This window comes from Pseudomonas salomonii, from assembly GCF_900107155.1.
In the GTDB taxonomy this organism is placed as follows: Bacteria; Pseudomonadota; Gammaproteobacteria; order Pseudomonadales; family Pseudomonadaceae; genus Aquipseudomonas; species Aquipseudomonas salomonii.
Genome location: NZ_FNOX01000005.1, coordinates 300839 through 322333, shown reverse-complemented (window position 1 = coordinate 322333; position 21495 = coordinate 300839). Strand labels below are relative to the sequence as shown.

Below are 21495 nucleotides of genomic sequence, written 5' to 3'. Positions count from 1 at the left end.
ACAGGAAAACGCATTTCAAGGTGGGAGCTGGCTTGCCTGCGATGGGGCCAGCACGGTCACCACAAGACTTTAAGCCCACCCAAACATGAAACTTTTGTCATAAAACTCAGCACCCTGCGACGCAATGTCGCGATTTGCGTGGCCTGCAGCACTGTTGCGTTTCCTGCAATAAATAGTTGCGCGCAAAATCGGTTTACTTAGCAAGCTAACAAAACATATAAAAGAGGCCTGCGACGACTTGCCGCAGATCAACCAGAGATTGGAGCAAGCAGATGACTGTAAAAGTAACTGAACGCGACGATGCACACATGTCTCACGAAGCACTGGGTCATGGGATTCACATCTGGGATGTACATCAACAAGACCAACTGGTCGGCATGTTCCACAATGAGAACGAAGCCCAAAATTATAAAAACGAGCTCGAATCTCTAGAAATGAAACGCCAGGCGCAAGGCTCCTGAAACGCTGAAATCCGGTAGCCACCCAGCCCCACACAGCAGCTGGTGTGCCTGCACACAAAACCCCGCCTTTGAGCGGGGTTTTTCGTTTCTCACTTCCGTCGTTTTCCTGTGTTCTGCCACGACCGCATGAAAACAGACACATCCTACAAAACCTCAGGCCGCGTATTACAAGTCCTCTCAAAGACACTGAACTAGCCTGACTTAGACGCTTCAAGCCCTGACTGCAGACCTGCATGGTTGCTCTGTCCGTCTTCGACCCGCCCTCCTTTCACTCCCTGAATAATCGTTTCTGCAAAAAGCGTAACAACAAATAGACATTTGGTAATGATTCTCGATAGTATCCGTTCGCTTTTCACTCAGCGCCACGGATAAGGAGTTCGAATTGATGCACGGACACATCGCCACACCGGAAAAACTACTGCTTGAACGCTGGGGTGAAGCACTCTCCACTCGCCAATTCCAGGCTAAGCACGTCACGCTTGATGCCCTGATCGATACCCTTGCACCCGCCGCCGAACGCAGCTTCCAGCGCTTGATCCAGGCCTTGTTCCGTGAGGGTCTGCTCAACCCCGCCACGCGCACCTATGACGATCACGATCGTTGCTGGCTGGAGCTACCCGACCACACCCGCCTGCGCTTTGATCACCTGCGCCCGGGCCGCATGGCCAGTTGGGATTTGCGCGGCTCGGTGAGTGTCCTGCGCGCCGGCCAGCCAGAACAGAAAATCCGGTTCCCCTCGCAGTTGCTGACATTACTCAACAGCAGCCTCGAGTCGCCTGCCGCCCCCGACGTGCTAAGCCGCCTCAACAGCGAGATCGATGACAGCGTTGTCAACGATACGCTGTGCCTCGCTTTCCACGAGCAGTGGACTCTCGAGCTGCACGCGGCAATGGCCCCCGCGCATCAAAACAACTTGCTCAGCTACCTCAGGAACAACCCAGGCGTTTCCAACCCGACATCGGTACTTGAGCAGTGGGGCACGCTGGGCCATCCATGGCACCCCAACTACAAGACAAAGCTGGGCCTGGGAACAGAGCAGGTTATTGAATTCTCGCCGGAGTTCGAGGCGCGCTTCCCGGTATTACTCTGCGCGCTGCACCGCCAGTTCGCCCATGTCGAAAGCCTGGCCGGTACTGCAGATTACTGGCAGTGGTGGCAAAACCACTTCCCGCAGGCCGCCCGCCAATTGACGGCGCAGCTGACCGCTCAGGGCCTTGAGGCCGGCGACTACCTGCCGATGCCCGCTCACCCTTGGCAGGCTCGCCAAGAGCTGCCGCAACTGTTCGCCAATGAAATCGGCGACCGGCTGCTGGTGCTGACCGACATCGTCGCGTTCACCGCCCACCCCACCATGTCGTTCAGGACCGTGTTGCCCGAAGGCCGGTGCGACGCGCCAATGGTTAAACTTCCAGTGTCGCTGCGCTTGACCAGCGTGCAGCGCACCGTGTCGCCACGCTCCGCGCGCATGGGCCCACGGATCAGCCATTTGCTGCAAACCATCCTGGCACGCGAGCCACACATTCAAAAAATTCTGAGCATCGTGCCCGAACGACTCGGCGTGCATTTCCAACCACAACCTGCCAATGACGAACACTCCCGGCACCTGGCCGTCCTCTACCGGGACAACCCGCAGAGCCTGCTTGAACCGGGCGAAATGGCCGTTCCGGTAGGCAGCCTGTTTGCCATCGATCAGCATGGGCAGCCCCTGCTCAAGCAGTGGGTACGCCTGAGCAAAGGCACCGACGACGCGCAGGCCATGCAGGCGTTTTTTAAAGACTATGCATCCATCGCAGTGCCGGCGCTGTTGGGCATGTACCTGCGTTATGGCGTGGCCTTCGAGGCCCATCAGCAGAACTCATTTATGGTCATGGGCACCGACGGGCAAGCAAGCCGTCTGTTGCTGCGTGATTTCGGTGATATCCGCATCGACCGCAAGACCTTGCACGCCCACGGCCTGGACATCGAACTGCACGACCCGAAGATGACCTTGTACGACGATGCCGGTTTCGTGCGCGACAAGTTGCTGCACACGGTGTTCATGTGCCACTTGGGCGAACTGGTATTGCTCAGTGCGCGCCACTTCGATATTCCGGAGGGGCTGCTGTGGGACGAACTGTCGGCCCAGGTCCGCGAGTGTTTCGATGATTTGCGCAGCCAGGTCGAGCCCCAACGTTGGCAGACCGAACGTGCCGCGCTGCTGGAGCAGGACTGGCCGGCCAAGTCGTTTATGCGCATGCGCCTGATGGAAAGCCACGCCGATATCGTCGGCCGCCTGCCGAACCCGCTGAGCACTGCCGCCAATGTCGGCTAACAACACGGCACTGCGCCTGTTGGTGGTGATTCAGCTGGTGTCGATGGGCGCCATGGAAATGAGCGGCCCCTTCTGGCCGTTGCAGATCCAGAAGCTGCTGGGCGTTGCCGACGCCCAGTACACCGGCCTGCTGTCATCGCTGGTGTATGCCGGGCCGATGATGGCGGCGATGATCCTCACGCCGATGTGGGGGCGCCTGGGTGATCGTACCGGCCACAAGCCGATGATCATTCGCGCGCTGCTGGCCCTGGCGGTATGCCAGGCGCTGGCCGCCGTCACCACCGATCCGTGGCTGCTGGTGGTCATTCGCGTGGCGCAAGGTGCGCTGGCGGGCTTTATTGCAGCGGCCCAAGCCTACGCGCTGGCGTACTGCGCCGAAGGTGGACGCGGGCACGTTCTGGCGCGGCTGCAATCGGCCACCGCCGTGGGTTCGCTGGCCGGGCCGGTGCTGGGTGGCTGGCTGATGGACATTTCCGGCTTTGCATTGCTGTGCTACAGCGCCACGGCGGTTTGCCTGCTGTGCGCGCTGATCAGCCTGTTTCTACCCAGCGATGCGCCGCGCTCAAGACCTGCACGCGCCTCAACGCCTACGGCACTGCCCAAAGGCTGGCTCGGCGCAATGCTCGCCATCATCGTGCTGATCCAGGCCGCCAAGATGATGCCCCAACCGTTTTATGCCCTGTACGTCGCCGATGTTCTAAACGCCCCTGCCTGGCTGATCGGCGCCAGCTACGCCGCCAGCGCACTGACGCTCGCGCTGTCCGCGCCGCTGTGGGGCCGGCTGTTTGACCGACACCCGGCGGCGCACACGCTGCGCATCATCGAATGGGTCACCTGGCTTTGCGCCTTGACGCTGGCCTTCACGGCGATGGCCGGCGAATGGCTGGGGTTCCTCGCCAGCCGGCTGCTGTGGGGCGTGTGGCAAGGCGCGCTGCTGCCGGTCGCCTACACGTTGATCGCCAACACCGTTGCACCCAGCCAGCAGGGGTTTGCCTTGGGCCTGGGCAATAGCGCCGCAAAAGGTGGCGCGTTGTGCGGTGCGCTGTTGGGTGGCGTCGGCATGGCAATGGTAGGCCTGGCGCACAGCTTTTGGCTGGTGGCACTGACCTATGCCCTGGCGGCCCTGGGTATCCGCGCCATCCGTTCGTTCACCCGAACACCTGAGACTTCCGATTTTTCTGTCAATACTTCTAATAACTCAAAGGCAAGATCATGAACAAATCACAATGGGCCGTCCTGCTGCCCCTGCTCGGTTCGATAAGCGTGCCTGTCTGGGCCGATCAACCTGAAGACGCGCCAGCGGCGGCTACCAACCTGCAATTGCAGGCGACGGTCGTTTCAGCCACTCGCAGTGAAACCAGCATTGCCGCGATCCCAGGCTCGGTGCAGGTTATCGACGAAGCACAGATCCGCCAGCAGACAGCGGCAGGACGCCGGGTTGCCGATATCCTCGGGCAACTGGTCCCGGGCATAGCGCCCTCCAGCGGTGGCATGAGCAACTTCGGCCAGACGCTGCGCGGGCGCAACACGCTGATCCTGATTGATGGCGTGTCCCAGAACGCCACGCGTGACAACTTCCGCCAGCTCAACAGCGTGGCACCGGAAAGCATCGAGCGCATCGAAGTGATATCCGGCGCCAGCAGCGTCTACGGCGCCGGCGCGTCAGGCGGCATCATCAACATCATCACCAAGCGCAACAAAGGCGAAGACCTGGCCTTCAGCAGCAAGATAGGCATGACCGCCGGCAACAACTTCAGCCATAAAGGGTTCTCCTACGAAGCCTTCCAAAGTGCCACCGGCCGCAAGGGCCCGGTGGACTGGTACGTGTCGGGCAATACGGTGCAACGCAACGACCAGTTCGACGGTAACGGCAAACGCATTCCCCAGGACACGTCCCAGGGCAGCAACATGGACACCGACACCTACGACCTGCAAGGTCGCTTCGGCTACGAGCTGGATGACGACAAGAAGATCAGCCTGTCGCTGCAAGACTATAAAGATGAACAGGACACCCGCTACACCAAGAACCCACGCATCACCAGCACTGCGGTCGCGGTAAAAGGCCTGGACCTGGATGACCAACCCTTCACCCACAACCAGGCGGTCAACCTCAATTACGCCGACAAGGACTTCTATGGCCAGGGCTTGCAGGTCGAAAGTTACTGGCGGCGGGCCGATGCACTGTTCTTCCCCGACCTGTCTCGCGGCCGTGCCGGGGTGTCCGACAACAACAGTGTGCAAGACGTCTATGGTGTGCGGGCGGCGATCGATACACAAATGCCGGACATCGGCCCGGCGACCGGCAACCTGGTCTGGGGCGCCGACTATGACCATGAAACCTCGCGCCAACGCGGCGACCAATACCGGGTCAATGGCCTGAGCTATACCAAGACCGGCACCACCTTCGAGATGGGCCCGGACATCGCAACCAGCACCAAAGCCATTTTTGGTCAGCTGTCCTACGATATCGATGACTGGACCTTACGTGGCGGCATACGTCGTGAGTGGATCGAAAGCGAAGTGTCCGACAGTATTGCCTACGGCGAGATCGTGCAGACCGGCAACCGCGCCACACTGCCGGGCGGCACCCTCAAATACGATGACACGCTCTACAACCTGGGTGCGGTGTACCACCTGAATGAAAACCAGGATGTGTTCGTCAATTTCAGCCAGGGGTTTTCCCTGCCGGATATCCAGCGCTTCCTGCGTGACGTCAACAGCAAGTACGACATCCAGGACCTGAACGCCCAAGCCCTCAAGGTCGACAGCTACGAGCTGGGCTGGCGTGGCAACTGGGACAAGTGGCAGGCCAACGTCACCGCCTATGAAAACACCTCGGACGTCACTCAGTTCTATGATGCCAATGACCGTGTGTTGCGCCTGATCAACCAGAAAGAGCGCGTGCGCGGCATCGAAACCAGCCTGACCTACAACGTCACCGATCAATGGTCGGTAGGCGGCACTTACGCCTACGCCAAAGGCGAGACCCAGCAAAACGGCAAATGGATCGACCTGCCCGCCACACGTATCTCGCCTGCCAAGACCACCGCCTTTGTCGGCTATGACCGTGGCGACTACAGCCTGCGCCTGCAAGGCATGCAACTGGCCGACTATGACGCCGCAGCCAAAGACAACAACGGCCGCGATATCAAAGGTTATACGCTGGTCGATCTGCTCGGTTCGGTCAGGTTGCCAGTCGGTCGCCTGGAAGGCGCGATCTACAACCTGAGTAACCGCAATTACCAGAACATGTTTGCCCAGGCCAACGCCCGTGCGCCGTACCCGAACGCTGAAGGGCGTACCTTCAGCGTGAGTTATGCCGTGGATTGGTGATCGGTTGAAGCTGCAGGTTAAAAACACAAACCCCGCCTTTTGAGCGGGGTTTGTTGTTTTTAACGCCTTACCACATCAGATCATCCGGGATCTGGTAGGCGGCGTAAGGATCATCCTCATCCGGAACCTGGCTTTCGGTGAGGATATTGAGCTGCACGATACGCTCCGGTGCGCGCTCCTGGATCTTCAGCGCCGCTTCACGCGGAATCACTTCGTAGCCGCCACCGTGGTGCACGATCGCCAGGGAGCCGTTGCTCAGCTTGTTGCGCATCAGCGTGTTGACCGACAGGCGCTTGACCTTCTTGTCATCCACGAAGTTGTAGTAGTCCTCGGTGGTCAACTTGGGCAGGCGCGAGGTCTCGATCAACTGTTTGACCTGGGCCGTGCGCGCCTTGGCCTCGGCTTTTTCCTGCTGTTGGCGGTTCAGTTCCTGGTCGCGCTTGACCTTTTCGGCGTGCGCTTCGGCGGCCAAACGCGCCTGAGTGTCATCGGCCTCGATCTGGCCTTTGTGGACCAGACGCTGCTGTTTCTGTTTGTCTTTGCCGACCTGCTTGGCCTGCTTTTGGTTGACCAGACCTGCTTTGAGCAACTGGTCGCGAAGGGAAAGGCTCATGGTGCTTACTCACTTAGGCAACTGCTCAACCGCAGCTGGACACATTCTTTTCCTGGCGTTTGGCTTCGCCCCACAGGGCGTCCAACTCTTCGAGGGTGCAATCTTCTATGGGTTTGTGCGTGTCGCGCAATGCCTGTTCGATAAATCGGAAACGTCGCTCGAACTTGGCGTTGGCACCACGCAGCGCGGTTTCTGGGTCGACCTTGAGGTGACGGGCCAGGTTGACCGCCGCAAACAACAGGTCACCGACTTCATCGGCGATGGCCACCGAGTCGTTATCGGCCATGGCTTCGAGCACTTCATCCAGCTCTTCACGCACGTTATCGACCACCGGCAAGGCAGACGGCCAGTCGAAACCGACCTGCCCGGCACGCTTTTGCAATTTGGCGGCGCGGGATAATGCGGGCAAGGCCGTGGGTACGTCATCGAGCAGCGACAATTGCTCGGGTGCGTCGGATTTTTCTGCGCGCTCCTCGGCCTTGATCTGCTCCCAACGTTCCTTGACCTGTTCTTCGCTCAACCGGGGAATATCCAGCGGCGCATACAGGTCGCCAGTGGGGAACACGTGGGGATGGCGACGGATCAGCTTGCGCGTGATGCTGTCGATCACGCCGGCAAACTCAAAGCGCCCTTCTTCCCGCGCCAACTGGCTGTAATACACCACCTGGAACAACAGGTCGCCCAGCTCGCCTTGCAGATGATCGAAGTCGCCGCGCTCGATAGCGTCGGCGACTTCGTAGGCTTCCTCGAGGGTGTGCGGCACGATGGTCGCGTAGGTTTGCTTGATGTCCCACGGGCACCCGTATTGCGGGTCGCGCAGGCGGTTCATCAGGTACAGCAGGTCTTCAAGTGAATACATCATGGCGTGCGATTACGCCGGGTCTCGATGATGTTCGGCAACTGGGATATGCGCCCCAGCAACCGCCCCAACGCGTCCAACCCCGGGATCTCGATGGTCAGGGACATCAACGCGGTGTTGTCCTCTTTGTTCGAGCGGGTGTTGACCGCCAGCACGTTGATACGCTCGTTGAGCAGCACTTGCGACACGTCACGCAGCAAACCGGAACGGTCGTAGGCACGGATGATGATGTCCACCGGATACGTGAGCACCGGCACCGGGCCCCAGCTGACCTGGATGATGCGCTCGGGTTCGCGCCCGCCCAGTTGCAGCACCGAGGCGCAATCCTGGCGGTGAATGCTCACGCCACGCCCCTGGGTGATGTAGCCGACGATGGCATCGCCCGGCAATGGCTGGCAGCAGCCGGCCATTTGCGTCATCAGGTTGCCCACGCCCTGGATCTGAATATCGCCGCGCTTGCCGGGCTTGTAGCCGGTGGCTTTGCGTGGGATCAGTTCCAGCTGCTCGCTGCCGCGCTCCGGCTCGACCAGTTGCTGGGCCAGATTGACCAATTGCGCCAGGCGCAAGTCGCCAGCACCGAGGGCGGCGAACATGTCTTCGGCGATCTTCATGTTGGCTTTTTCGGCCAGCTTGTCGAAGTCCACCTGTGGCAGGCCCAGGCGCGCCAATTCGCGTTCAAGCAAGGTCTTGCCGGCTGCAACGTTCTGGTCGCGCGCCTGCAATTTGAACCAGTGAACGATCTTCGCCCGCGCCCGCGACGTGGTGATGTAGCCCAGGTTCGGGTTCAGCCAGTCGCGGCTCGGCGTGCCGTGCTTGCTGGTGATGATCTCGACCTGTTCACCGGTTTGCAGACTGTAGTTGAGCGGCACGATGCGCCCGTTGATCTTGGCGCCCCGGCAGTTATGGCCGATTTCGGTGTGTACACGGTAGGCAAAGTCCAAAGGCGTGGCGCCCTTGGGCAAGTCGATGGCGTGGCCGTCGGGGGTGAAGATATAGACCCGGTCGGGTTCGATATCCACCCGCAGCTGTTCGGCCAGGCCGCCGATATCGCCCAGTTCTTCGTGCCATTCCAGCACTTGGCGCAGCCAGGAGATCTTCTCTTCGTACTGGTTGGAACCGGCCTTGACGTCGGTGCCCTTGTAACGCCAGTGCGCGCAAACCCCAAGCTCGGCCTCTTCGTGCATGGCATGGGTGCGGATCTGCACTTCCAGCACCTTGCCCTCGGGGCCGATCACCGCAGTGTGCAGCGAGCGATAGCCGTTTTCCTTGGGGTTGGCGATGTAGTCGTCGAACTCCTTGGGAATGTGCCGCCACAGGGTGTGCACGATGCCCAGCGCGGTGTAGCAGTCGCGCATTTCCGGCACCAGCACGCGCACGGCGCGCACGTCGTAGATCTGGCTGAAGGCAAGGCCCTTGCGCTGCATTTTGCGCCAGATGGAATAGATGTGCTTGGCGCGGCCGCTGATGTCGGCGTCAACGCCGGTGGCCTGCAACTCGGAGCGCAACTGGCCCATCACGTCGGTGATAAAGCGCTCGCGGTCGAGCCGCCGCTCGTGCAGCAGCGTGGCAATCTGTTTGTATTGATCGGGTTCGAGGTAGCGGAAGGACAAATCCTCCAGCTCCCACTTGATATGGCCGATGCCCAGGCGGTGCGCCAGCGGCGCATAGATGTCGAACACCTCGCGGGCCACGCGGTTGCGCTTTTCGTCGTCGGCGGTCTTCACCGCACGGATCGCGCAGGTACGTTCGGCCAGCTTGATCAGCGCGACGCGCACGTCGTCGACCATGGCCACCAGCATTTTGCGCAGGTTTTCGACCTGGCCCTGAGTACCCAGCACCATGGACTGGCGCGGGCTGAGGCTGGCGCTGATGGCGGCCATGCGCAGCACGCCGTCGATCAGCTTGGCCACCACCGCGCCGAAACGCTGGCTGACCGTCGGCAACGGGATATGCCCTTCACGCACGCCGCGATAAAGCACGGCGGCGATCAGCGAATCCTGGTCCAGCTTGAGATCGGCGAGGATCTCGGCGATTTCCAACCCGGTGCGAAAGCTTGAAGTGCCTTCGGCCCACAGGTTCTTGGCCGCATTGTCTTGCTGTTCAGACTCACGAGCGAACTCGCAGGCTGCTTTCAAGGCTTCACGGTCCAGTGCCGGGTCGACACTGACGGCATGATCCAGCCATGCCTCGAGATTGATACTGCCGTCGGTGTTGATCGGCTGGTGTGCTCTCACCTGTACCATCTTGCTTACCTTCCCTACGACGCACCTTGGATGCGCCAAAAATCATCGCTGACCTGCTGCGTAACCCTAGCGGTGCAACCATTAGGCTAGGTCCCACTCCCTGACAGGTCACGGCCCAGGAGACGACAGGCCAGTCGGATTAAACGGGCATCCTAGCCCGCTTCAAATAACGCCATGGCCTCGACATGCGCTGTCTGCGGAAACATGTCGAGGATCCCGGCACGTTTTAGCCGGTAGCCTTGCTTGACCAACTCAACCGTGTCCCGCGCCAGCGTGGCCGGGTTGCAGGACACATACACCAGACGCTTGGCTCCCAGAGTGGCAAGCTTGCGCACAACCTCCAGGGCACCGTCACGGGGTGGGTCCAAGAGTACCGCAGAAAAGCCCTGTTTGGCCCATTGTGCGTCGCTCAAAGGCTGGGACAGATCGGCCTGAAAAAACTGCACATTATGCAAATTATTGCTGAGGGCGTTCAGCGCCGCTCGCTCGACCATGGTCTGCACACCCTCCACCGCCACCACTTCGCGCACCTGTTTGGCCAGCGGCAGGGCAAAGTTGCCCAGCCCGCAAAACAGGTCCAACACCCGGTCTTCGGGCTGTGGCGCCAGCCATTCCAAGGCCTGGGCAACCATCGCATCGTTGACGCCTGCGTTGACCTGGACAAAATCTCCCGGACGGTAAGCCAGTTCCAGATCCCACGCCGCCAGTCTAAAACCCAGCGCCTGACCCGGTTCTACCGGCTCCGGCTGGCCCTCGCCATGCAGCCACAACTGGGCTTGATGGAAGGTGCAAAATTCGTTCAATACCTGCAGGTCCGCCTCGGACAATGGCGCCATATGCCGCAGCAACACGGCAATCGCCGAACCACTGAACAACTCCACATGCCCCAACGCCTGAGGCTTGCTCAGGCGGCGCAGCATGTTCGGCAAACGCTGCATGATCGGTTGCAAGGCTTGTACCAGCACCGGGCAATCATCAATGGCGACGATATCCTGGCTGGCCACGGCGCGAAAACCCACCTCAAGCTGTTTGGCCCTGGCATCCCAGCGCACCGCCACACGGGCGCGGCGACGGTAGCCGAATTCCGGCCCGCTCAAGGGTGCGGCCCACGCTTGCGGTTCGACACCGGCCACACGGGACAGTTGCTCGGCGAGCATGCGCTGTTTCAGGGCAAGTTGTTCGTCATGGGGCAAGTGCTGCACGCTGCAACCGCCGCAGCGGCCGAAGTGCGCGCACGGTGCCGGGCGACGCAACTCGCTGGCCTTGAACACACGCTCGGTGCGGGCCTCGACGATTTTGCCGTGGGCGCCCAGCACCCGCGCTTCGACTTCTTCGCCGGCGAGCGCGCCATTGACGAACCAGGTGCGGCCTTCGAAAAACACAATACCGCGGCCATCGTTGGCCAGGCGCTCGATAGTCAGGCGTTGTTTCTTGCCCACCGGAATCTGCGGGGCGCGACTGCCGCCCGTCGGCTGAAAGCGCAGGCCTCTCTCGTGCTTGGCCATCAGTTGGGTTCGTCGAAGATGCCGGTCGACAGGTAGCGGTCGCCTCGGTCACAGATGATCGCGACGATCACCGCGTTTTCAACTTCTTTGGACAAGCGCAACATACCGGCCACAGCGCCACCGGAGGACACGCCGCAGAAGATGCCTTCTTCGCGCGCCAGGCGGCGGGTGGTGTCTTCGGCTTCACGCTGGGCCATGTCGATGATGCGGTCTACACGCGCCGCGTTGTAGATCTTCGGCAGGTACTCTTCAGGCCAACGACGGATACCGGGAATGGCCGCGCCTTCCATCGGTTGCAGGCCGACGATCTGGATCGCCGGGTTCTGCTCCTTGAGGTAGCGCGAATTACCCATGATGGTGCCGGTGGTGCCCATGGAACTGACGAAATGGGTGATGGAACCGTTGGTCTGGCGCCAGATTTCCGGGCCGGTACTGGTGTAATGCGCCTCGGGGTTATCGCCGTTGGCGAACTGGTCCAGCACCACGCCACGGCCTTCGGCGGCCATGCGCTCGGCGAGGTCGCGCGCACCTTCCATGCCCTCTTCCTGGGTGACCAGGATAAGTTGGGCGCCGTAGGCGGTCATCGCTGCCTTGCGCTCGGCGCTGCCGTTGTCGGGCATGATCAGCACCATCTTGTAACCCTTGATCGCCGCGGCCATGGCCAGGGCGATACCGGTGTTACCCGAGGTGGCTTCGATCAGGGTGTCACCGGGCTTGATCTGCCCGCGCAACTCGGCGCGGGTGATCATCGACAACGCCGGGCGGTCCTTGACGGAACCGGCCGGGTTGTTGCCTTCGAGCTTGAGCAACAGGGTATTGCTGGTTTCACCCGCCATGCGTTGCAAGCGGACCAGGGGTGTGTTGCCGACGCAATCGGCGATTGTAGGGTACTGCAAGGTCATGGCGTATTCGCAATCCAGACTGCGGGGGCGAACATCATACCGGGAAAGGCCGGCGGGCCATATCACGCAAAGTGTGGTGCTTATGGCTTAAAGGCATAAGCAGTGAGTTACCCGATCCCGAAAGCGTTCCATTGCTCAAGGGTCAATTCGCTAATCACGTCAGCCTCAGCGTTGTTCGCTGGCACAACCAGGCTTTTTGCGTAGTTGTTGTACGCATCTTCGCTCATGATGCCAGTTGCCACTTTTTCGTTCGCCTCCTCCAACGCAAGCTGATATGGCTTGAGCGCTGCGTCAAAACGCTGCGGGTACTTAAGCTTCAGAAACCCCACCCAATACTCCTCACTTGCGAGTCGCTCAGGCTCATTGAGGTGCAGCTCCTCACGCATAATACGTTGACGCAGTTCATTCACGGACCTGGCACTGGGTACTGCCGTAGCCGCGTCAAACCGCCCGGGCAATGCCAGAGGCAAGTCCAGGCTGGGGGCCAATGCGATTCGATACGCCAGGATCTGCACGCACAGCTCTGGAGCGGATAACTGCGCAAATTCCCGTGACAGGTGATAGGCGATGGAACTTATCCTGCGCAGAGCCCGAAAATAATTCACAAAATCCGCGCCTGCGACGTCAACGTTTCCAGCCAGCATCTTCACCGGCAGCATCGCCAGTTCGATGTCATTGAGGCACAACAACCAGCCATCAATACCACCGCTCATGTAATTCAAGGGCGTGCGAAAAAGGATCTGTTGCAAGTCCCGGTTGTGATTTGCACCTTCAATCACCTGCCAGACTCGCTGCGTAACGTCCTGGCGCAAGGCTTGATGCTCCGGCGAAATCAACAGCGGATGAGAAGACAGGTTCCACAACAGGTTAAAAAAACGATCTGCCATCTGCTCACCCACCAACAACGCCCACTCAGCCCGCCACAACGCCACTTGGTTCAAAGGGACCGACGTCAGCCAACGCTCAATCGAAGGGAGCGGCAAGGCACCGTCGCGCCACAGGCCAAAATCAATATTCTGATAACCCGGCCGCGTCCGATATTGGCTGAGCAGCCGCAAGCTGGCCTGAGAAAGAGCATTGCCATGCAGGTTCATTGCGCGCAGCACGTTTTCATTGATGTAGAGATCAGAATCGGTCAGGACCCCGAACCGGTTATCGCGCAGGTCGAAGGTGCGCAGTTGTTCGAGCGTCACTGCCCCCAAGGGCAGCACATCAAGCCTGGCATCTCTAAGCATCAGTTGTCTGAGCCGTTTGAGGGGATACAACTTTAACCTTTGGCCAAACCCGATCGGATTGCAGGACAGATCGAGTACCGTCAAGCCGGTCAATTCCTGAAGACTCATGACATCCGAAATAGTGGGTTTGATGCGGTTATGGGACAACGTAAGTCGATGCAGATACATCAGTTGCCCCAAACCTCGCGGCAAATTTTTCAACCGGTTACCGTCTAGCTGAAGCACACGCAACGCGGGGAAACACCTCAGGAATTTAGCCGGCAAATCTTGCAACTGATTGTTTCTGACACTCAATTTCACCACATGGCCAAAATGCGCACTCAACTCCGGCAGGCCGTTGAGAGACAAGCCGTCGAGGTACAACTCGAATGGCACACCTCGAGGAGAGTCTTCTTTGCGCCAGCACTTCAGAATGCGCTCGGAAGCTTCAAGTTGGGCCTTAAGGTTCGCGGGTTCGCCCAACAAACACCAACGCTCAAGGCTGGCCTTCAAGGTGTCTTGTTCCTTGAACAAATAATTGATTATGTCCTCGCGATCCTGGAAGGAATCACTCACGTTCTGGAGTATCTCGGCGGCCTCGGTATCGGACTTTGTCGGAAACAACTGGCGAAATCGGGCTACTTGTCCACGGTTCACGCCGCCTGACCTGCCCTCGCCGCTCAGCGGATAACCCACTCGCCCGTCGGCCACGCGCCTGGGTGGGTTGTGCCAAGTGGGCCAGCCGATGTTGAGCACGTTGTCCGCCAATACCTCTTTGCGTCCCAAGCGCTGACCAATCTCCTGCACCAGCTCTTCGACGCCGGACGCATGGGTGTAGCCAAATGCCTGACGTTCCAGGGCCGGCAGCGCGCCTAACAGAACAGGCAGGAGATGCCCAGGAACTCCCACTGATTGCCGACTGCCATCTGTGTGGGGGATATACGCCTGGTAATGACCAGCCACTGACTCCAGTACGCGTTTGAGAGGCCCATCGGTGGGGCCGATACTGTCGATCAGCACTGCGCGCTCCCACACCTCAACCCGCAAATGGGATGGCCACCCGGATATATCCGGCAATGTGTGCAGGATTAACTTCGCACTGTCTTCATTCATCGCCGCAGGCAGATACACCCCCTCCACAGCCCTGGCTCTGCGCAACGCTTTGAGGTACCAGCGGATATAAGGCGTAAGGGTCAAGGGAACGCGGCCGGCCTCCAGGCTCTGCCTCTCATCAGCCGAGGCTTGACGCGCCAGGCTCTCGGCAACTGTCGCAGACAAGCTGGGAAAATCACGTTGCAGCACCTGCGCCAAAGGCTCGGATGACTGCTCTGCCTTATGACACAGCGCCTTGAAAAAAAGCCGCTCCATCTGTGGCTTGTCCTCGACCACCCTGGATTCCAGCAGCGCGACTTGATCGGCGCGAGACGCCGCCGTCACCCCGGCCAATGCGTCGGCAGCCTCAGGCCCGACCTCACCGAGCAGCTCGTCGTAAAAGTCCCGCCCGACCTCCACACCCGATTTGACCCGCTGATGAATCGTGAAACGCTCAACCGTCTCGCGCAAGATGAGCGGGGGGCGCTCGTTACGTACATGCACCCGGCGCAGGATAGCCGGCGTCACGCCACTGATCTGCTGGATCTGCACAATGGCATCCGGCGTCAATTCACGCACCCAAGGCCCGAGACGCTGAAACGGTTTCTGCCCGTCCCAGGTCAGTGGGTTTTCCCATTCGTGACGCCAGGCGCCGGCACCGTTGTGGGTCAGCACGGGTGCATAAGCCTGCTCCAGGGACGGGTGTTGAATACGCCAGGGCTCAAGCCCTTGGCCCTGGACGACCTTGAAATACTCGCCGTCGATAAACAGGTAGCGATCGGCACCCAGGCTGTAGAGGCCGAGCGCGTCAGGCTCGGGCACAATATTTGACGTCTCGACCACGCTGGCGTACTGCCCGATCTCCCGGCGTGACGGATAAAACCTGCCATCGGACGTAAGGTTGTCGAGCAAGGTCCGGGCCACTGCGTAACGGAACTGAGAGGCGGCGCTCTGCGCGTCCCACTTCAACCGTAGCAGGTCGTGTTCAGAGATTTGGCTCACGACCGTTTGGTACAAATCATCGGTTTCGGTCGCCCGTGGGGTGGGCGATTGAGCGTCATACAGTGAGAACTGTCCGCCCCCGTGGTCGATCACGACAATGGTTTTGTCCAGCGGCCCTCGCGAAACATAAGGTATCGCTTGCGCTTGAGGGCTGATGATCAGTACCTGGCCGGTCAGGTCACGCAGTGCCCCGGCGGCAAACTCTGTGGCCCAGCCCTGAGTGTCTTGATTGAAGCGCCGAGGATGGAGTACGCCGTCAACCATGGCTTCTGCGCGTGCTATCTGACGAGCAGCGCGCAGCGCGGTGTAAAGCGCTTCGGGTTGAAATTGCGAGTGCAGGAGTTGTGTCTGCTGATGTTCCGACAACGGGTGTTGGCGCACTACCTCCAGCAAGCGTGCCCGGCTCAACAGCGGGTGCAATGTGTGTAACTGCTCGATCACCGCGTGCGCAGGGGTATCGTCGGCCACACTGTCAGGCAGTAATCGAAGCACTGCCTCAGACACGGTCGGGGCCGCAGAGCGACTGGCATTGGCATATTCCGTGAGCGCCTCAAACAGATCCAATCGCAACGCGTCGGCCTTGCCGGCCAGTTGTTCGGCCAACGTCGTCTCGCCCGATAAAAAAACCTCGGGGAGCAAATCGACAATGGCCTGGGGCAAACTCAGGGTAATCCGCCGTGGCGTTGAATGAGCAAACAGATCGCCTTCCAACGCGGTTACCGTGACCACCGCCGTGGTCTTATGGTCCGCACGTTTGCTATAGCGCCGCACTTCCACACCATGCGGATTTTGAATGCTCAAGGCAGTGCTTTTCGGCCAATCCTTATGCTGGGTGAGCAGCGGAGCGAGAATCTCAACCGCCCCCATTGCCTCGGGACGTCTGGCGTCGGCCCCCTCGACTGCCCAGTCGATCAGCCGGTCGACGTTAAACCGACGCACTGCCTCAACCAGCGATGCCGAGGGCGGTGCTCCCTCCCAGACCTGGTCCAGGTCGGCTCTCGAGCTGTTGCTGAGGGTAACGATCCGTTCCAGCTCTTGTGGCGGCACATCGCTGGCGCCCAGCATTTTTTCCAGCAGTTGACCGTCAGTCTGGCTCTCGCGCTCGGCGGCGGTCAGCGGTTTGCTTTGCTGGGCCAACCGCTCATACAACGCTTGATGCCGGCGCCTGACAGTCGGGGCCAAACGTGCGTGCAGGAACCTGCTGCTGAGCAAGTCAGCGACATCCATCGCCGCTTGCACCAAGTCGCCACGACCATCCTTCTGCAGCCCCTGGAAAAGTGCCTGCCCTATTGAAGTGAACATGGCGAACGCTCTCAACCGCCCCAGACCTTTCAAAGGCCCTGGCACCGGGATCAACAGCAGGCTGATGATTTCACCGAACAGTGTCTGGGAAAACTCCAGCAAGGTGGCCATGATGCCCGGCGTTTCATGCGCCAATACCTTGAGGTTGGCTCGGCAACGCTCGATGTAAAAACGATACAGGCTGACTGTTGGTGCGTTGTAAACGCTCTCGGGCTTGTAGCCGAGGTGGTCGACCTGAGTAAGCTTGCGTGCACGCCCGAACAACCGGTACAAGAACCGGGCAAAGGCATCTAGCCCCTCCGGCATGCTTTCTTTGGCTGACCTGGCGCTCAAGCGCGCATAATCCGGCAGCGACATGGACTGATACAACCACCCCATTTCTTTACGCGTATGGAACGCCTTGAAGCCGACGTAAAACTCTTTGGACGCCTCCGAAAATTTGTCGTAGTGCCTGAGGGCGCCACCCGGCCGGTCGGGAAAATAGCTGAACACACCTTTGCAGTCTTTGACGGAAAAAATCACATAGGGAATGCTCAGGTAGTCGCCTCTTGGCAGGTCCGTGTAGACGCCGAGCAGGCCATAGCGTTCGGTCCCATTGGTATTGTCCGGGCCATGGGGAATGAACATTTTCACTTCCTGGGTAACCCCCCAAAGCGACTTGTCTGACAACGCACTCACCACAGCCTGGTATTTTTCCCGGTCAACGCGGCTTCGGTCGCTGGTCCTCAAGGCCTCTATCAGCGCAAATTCAAGCTCTGCGGTTGCCAGCGCCATTACCTGCGCGCCCAATTGCGTGGAGCTCTGCAGCGCGCTATCCAGGCGCTTGCGCAACAGCGTGCCAAGATTGAGGTCGCGCACCAATTTGATAAAATCCGCCGCGCTGATTCCGACATTCGAATCCAGGTAACTGGCCTCCTCCAGGCTGACATGCCCCGCAAACCCCCATCCCGACAAACCGCCGTAGTTCATGCACGCGGCCTCCCACAGCGTGACGCTGGACAGCCCCGGGCTGTCTACGCGGTCATCCGCAACGCGGGGAACCCTCAGAGCCGGGTTGTTTGGCGTCGATGTAACAGCCGGTTTCACGTAGCGGGTATGGATACGGGCGACCTTGGGATCGACCTCTTTACCGGCGAGTTTTTTCAGTGCTGCCCTCAGCGTCGACAACGAGGTGGCTTCCAGGTCGGCACCGAGTTGATCAATGGCCGCTTCGAAAGCGGTTTGCGCGCGGATGCAGGCCTTTTGCAAACGGACGTAGTCTTGCTGCTGCTGCACATCGAGGCAGCCGTAAAAGCGCTCGAGAGACTTGCGCAAAGGCATCAGGACGCGCGTCATGGACCACTCGGCGCCAGACATCAACGGCCCTAGCGCTTGTTGTTCCTCGATATACGCAGATAACGTATCCGGGGCTGGGGGTGTCACGTCAGGCTCTGTCATTTTTCCCTCGGGGGGTGTGATAAATGACGAGCCTATCCAACGGTGCTTACGCCGGGCGGTAGCTATGTAGGCTCTACGTGATTACGCTGGTAGACCGCCTCCCCCATCGCCGCAATCTGACCTTCGATCAGTGCATCGAACGGCTTGAGCAATGCATCGAATGAAGCCGGGGCTTCGAGTACCTGCAACGCTTGCACGATCGCTTCCACCGTCGACAACGCGCCCGGGCCGGGTGCCTTGCGCAACCGATAACGCGAGACGCGTTCACCCGCCAGGGTCACGCGCGGCAAAGCCGCCAACAGCGGGTTGAGGTGCAGCAGTTTGCGCGCCTTGCGCCAAGTGCCATCGGGCACCACCAGTAACAGCGGTTGATCGCTCGGCGTGCAGGTTTGCAACGGCTCAGCATTGTCCGCCGGGAACAGCAGACGTGCCTGATAACCCGGCGGGCTCAGTAGCGTGGCCAGGTCGTCAAACACCTCGCCCACCACCAACTGCGCATTGTTCAAGCCCAGTGCCGCCAACCGCGCGGTATTGAGCGCGTGATTGACCTCACTCGGGTGCTGCAAGAGCAAGATGCGGGTGCGGCTGTCGAGGCTGGGGATCAGCGCGCACAGACAGTGAGTAACCGGCCTGAGGCAGCGAGGGCATTGGGGTCTGGACATGGTTTATCAGGCCTGGTTGAGCTGGGCTTTGAGTAGATCGCGGAAAGTCTGGATCAGCGGTTCGCGGCTGCGGCCTCGGCGCATGATCATCGAGAACGGCGCCTGGTAGCCGAAGGTTGCCGGCAGCAAGACGCGCAGGTCGCCCTTGTCGGCCCAGGCCTGGGCGTAGTGCTCGGGCAGGTAACCGATGTAGGCGCCGGACAGCACCAGAATCAACTGAGCTTCCATACTTTCCACGGTGGCCGCACTGTGTTTGAAACCATGCCGCGCCAGCTCGGCCTGGCTCCAATAGCCTCGGCCGACCATGCGCTGCTGGGTGATCACCTGCTCGGGGATACGCCGTTCGTTGAACAAAGGGTGACGCGTGCTGCAATACAACCAATGCTGTTCACGGTACAGCGGCATGTAGACCAGCCCGCTCATGCGGTTGGAAAAGGCGCCGATGGCCAAATCCAGGCGGTTGTCCTGCACGCCCAGTTGCAGCTCGTAAGGGCTCATCACCGACAGATGCAGGTGCACGGCCGGGTGTTCGAGGCTGTAGGCACCGATCACTTCGGCGAACGGCAAAGCCTTGTCGCTGACGGTGGAGTCGAGCACGCCCAGCTTGAGGGTGCCGCGCAGTTCGCCCTTGAGAGCGGCGGCGTATTGTTCGAAGCCTTCGAGCTCACCTAAAAGACGCAAGGTTTCCTGATGAAACAGCTCGCCCTTGCTGGTCAGGCTGAAACCGCCCCGGCCGCGATGGCACAGCACCAGGCCCAGGGCCGATTCGAGTTGGCTCATGTAGGTGCTGATGGCCGACGTCGACAGGTTGAGTTCGTGCTGAGCATTGGCGAACCCCTGGTGCCGCACGACGCTGACGAAGATGCGCAGGAGTTTCAGGTCGGGCAAGGCGTTGGCCATAGGGTCTCCAGAGGACACACAAAAACCTGTGGGAGCGGGCTTGCTCGCGAATGCGGTGGTTCAGTTAATACATCTGAGACTGATAAAGCGCATTCGCGAGCAAGCCCGCTCCCACATTTTTGAACCGCGTTCGGCAGGAAAGACCTGCTGGGCCACAGAGTTTACCTGAGCCATTAGTTTAGAAAAATCTGAACTAAGTATTTGCCTCTGCCGATTCTTCCCGCCACGGGCTTTTCGCAGAATCGGCCACTAATAAACAAAACAACGATGAGGCACTCCCGTGGACAAGATTTTTCACCAACCACTGGGCGGCAACGAAATGCCGCGCTTCGCCGGCATCGCCACCATGATGCGACTTCCCCACCTGCAGACGGCCAAGGGCCTGGACGCCGCATTTGTCGGCGTGCCCCTGGATATCGGTACCTCGCTGCGCGCCGGCACCCGCTTCGGGCCGCGTGAAATCCGCGCCGAATCGGTGATGATCCGTCCTTACAACATGGCCACCGGCGCCGCACCGTTCGACTCACTGTCGGTCGCCGACATTGGCGACGTGGCGATCAACACCTTCAACCTGCTCGACGCCGTGCGCATCATCGAAGAAGCCTACGACGAGATCCTTGAGCACGACGTAATCCCCATGACCCTGGGCGGCGACCACACCATCACCCTGCCGATCCTGCGCGCTATCCACAAAAAACACGGCAAGGTCGGGCTGGTGCACATCGATGCCCACGCTGACGTCAACGACCATATGTTCGGTGAGAAAATCGCCCACGGCACCACCTTCCGCCGCGCCGTGGAGGAAGGCCTGCTCGATTGCGACCGCGTCGTGCAAATCGGCTTGCGCGCCCAGGGCTACACCGCCGAAGACTTCAACTGGAGCCGCAAACAGGGCTTCCGTGTGGTCCAGGCCGAAGAATGCTGGCACCACTCCCTCGCGCCGCTGATGGCCGAAGTGCGGGAAAAAGTCGGTGGCGGCCCGGTGTACCTGAGCTTTGATATCGACGGCATCGACCCGGCCTGGGCACCTGGCACCGGCACCCCGGAAATCGGCGGGCTGACCACCATCCAGGCGATCGAGATCATCCGTGGTTGCCAGGGCCTCGACCTGGTTGGTTGCGACCTGGTAGAAGTCTCGCCGCCTTACGACACCACCGGCAACACCTCGCTGCTCGGTGCCAACCTGTTGTACGAGATGCTCTGCGTACTGCCCGGCGTGGCGCACCGCTGATGAGCGCCCATGAGGTGTTGAAAGCCGCCGCCGATCTGGTGGCGGCCTTCGCCGCGAATGACCGCGAGGCTTACTTTGGCGCGTTCAGCGCCGATGCCAGCTTCGTGTTCTACACCCTGCCCCAACCGCTGCTGAGCCGCGATGCCTACCAGGCGTTGTGGGACAGCTGGCGCGCGGACGAGGAGTTTGAGGTGCTGTCCTGCAGCTCAAGCAATGCCGTGGTCAGCCTGCAAGGTGACGTGGCGATTTTTATTCATGACGTGGCCACCGAGCTGCGCATGAACGGGGAGCAATTTTTTAGCCAGAAGCGCGAGACCATTGTCTTCAAACGGCAAGCGTCTCACCTAGAACAACAAGGCCTGTGGCTGGCCTGTCACGAACATTTGTCCGCTATGCCGGAAGGGCTGCCGCCCCCTTAGCCAATGTGA

The 21495-nt window shown here is 60.1% G+C and carries 14 protein-coding genes; 6 read left to right on the top strand and 8 right to left on the bottom strand.

Features of this window, described 5'->3' with window-relative positions; translation table 11 throughout:
* Window positions 1-272 precede the first annotated feature (272 nt).
* From BLV67_RS13870 to BLV67_RS13855, 4 genes are all read left to right on the top strand, one after another.
* On the top strand, window positions 273-461 hold the full coding sequence (locus BLV67_RS13870; protein WP_065929792.1) for a hypothetical protein: 189 nt from the start codon (window positions 273-275) through the stop codon (window positions 459-461).
* Window positions 462-846: 385 nt separating this feature from the next.
* The gene (locus tag BLV67_RS13865; protein ID WP_065929793.1) at window positions 847-2772 is read left to right on the top strand and encodes an IucA/IucC family protein; all 1926 of its coding nucleotides are present in this window, start codon (window positions 847-849) and stop codon (window positions 2770-2772) included.
* Window positions 2762-3988, top strand: a complete 1227-nt coding sequence (locus BLV67_RS13860; protein ID WP_065929794.1) for an MFS transporter — start codon at window positions 2762-2764, stop codon at window positions 3986-3988. Before BLV67_RS13865 ends, BLV67_RS13860 begins: the two co-directional genes overlap by 11 nt.
* Complete coding sequence (locus tag BLV67_RS13855) at window positions 3985-6105, top strand: TonB-dependent receptor (RefSeq protein ID WP_069788059.1); 2121 nt, start codon at window positions 3985-3987, stop codon at window positions 6103-6105. Before BLV67_RS13860 ends, BLV67_RS13855 begins: the two co-directional genes overlap by 4 nt.
* 67 nt (window positions 6106-6172) lie before the next feature.
* Here the strand turns inward: BLV67_RS13855 and BLV67_RS13850 are convergent, their stop codons facing one another.
* The 8 genes from BLV67_RS13850 to BLV67_RS13815 all read right to left on the bottom strand — a co-directional run bounded on the left by BLV67_RS13850 (window position 6173) and on the right by BLV67_RS13815 (window position 19836).
* Window positions 6173-6718, bottom strand: coding sequence for a DUF2058 domain-containing protein (locus BLV67_RS13850; protein ID WP_017134874.1), 546 nt, complete (start codon window positions 6716-6718; stop codon window positions 6173-6175).
* Between the two features lie 25 nt (window positions 6719-6743).
* Window positions 6744-7577 carry a nucleoside triphosphate pyrophosphohydrolase gene (mazG, locus tag BLV67_RS13845; RefSeq protein ID WP_069788058.1) on the bottom strand — a complete coding sequence of 278 codons (834 nt, stop codon included), beginning with the start codon at window positions 7575-7577 and terminating at the stop codon, window positions 6744-6746.
* Window positions 7577-9820 carry a GTP diphosphokinase gene (gene relA / locus BLV67_RS13840; protein ID WP_017134872.1) on the bottom strand — a complete coding sequence of 748 codons (2244 nt, stop codon included), beginning with the start codon at window positions 9818-9820 and terminating at the stop codon, window positions 7577-7579. The genes mazG and relA overlap by 1 nt, the downstream gene beginning before the upstream one ends.
* A gap of 152 nt (window positions 9821-9972) precedes the next feature.
* Window positions 9973-11325 (bottom strand): 23S rRNA (uracil(1939)-C(5))-methyltransferase RlmD, encoded by a 1353-nt coding sequence (rlmD, locus tag BLV67_RS13835; protein WP_065929797.1) that lies wholly within the window; start codon window positions 11323-11325, stop codon window positions 9973-9975.
* Window positions 11325-12227, bottom strand: coding sequence for a cysteine synthase CysM (cysM, locus tag BLV67_RS13830; protein ID WP_056861474.1), 903 nt, complete (start codon window positions 12225-12227; stop codon window positions 11325-11327). The genes rlmD and cysM overlap by 1 nt, the downstream gene beginning before the upstream one ends.
* Before the next feature lie 107 nt (window positions 12228-12334).
* A complete protein-coding gene (locus BLV67_RS13825; RefSeq protein WP_244160716.1) occupies window positions 12335-18172 on the bottom strand; it encodes an NEL-type E3 ubiquitin ligase domain-containing protein in 5838 nt (1945 codons plus the stop codon).
* Window positions 18173-18336: 164 nt separating this feature from the next.
* The gene (locus tag BLV67_RS13820) at window positions 18337-18936 is read right to left on the bottom strand and encodes a tRNA-uridine aminocarboxypropyltransferase (protein ID WP_065929799.1); all 600 of its coding nucleotides are present in this window, start codon (window positions 18934-18936) and stop codon (window positions 18337-18339) included.
* 6 nt (window positions 18937-18942) lie between these two features.
* A complete protein-coding gene (locus tag BLV67_RS13815; protein WP_024076785.1) occupies window positions 18943-19836 on the bottom strand; it encodes a LysR family transcriptional regulator in 894 nt (297 codons plus the stop codon).
* Between the two features lie 280 nt (window positions 19837-20116).
* Here BLV67_RS13815 and speB point away from each other — a divergent pair, with 280 nt between their 5' ends.
* Both speB and BLV67_RS13805 read left to right on the top strand, forming a co-directional pair.
* Complete coding sequence (speB, locus tag BLV67_RS13810) at window positions 20117-21067, top strand: agmatinase (protein WP_056861477.1); 951 nt, start codon at window positions 20117-20119, stop codon at window positions 21065-21067.
* A complete protein-coding gene (locus BLV67_RS13805; RefSeq protein ID WP_069788056.1) occupies window positions 21067-21486 on the top strand; it encodes a YybH family protein in 420 nt (139 codons plus the stop codon). Before speB ends, BLV67_RS13805 begins: the two co-directional genes overlap by 1 nt.
* Window positions 21487-21495 lie beyond the last annotated feature (9 nt).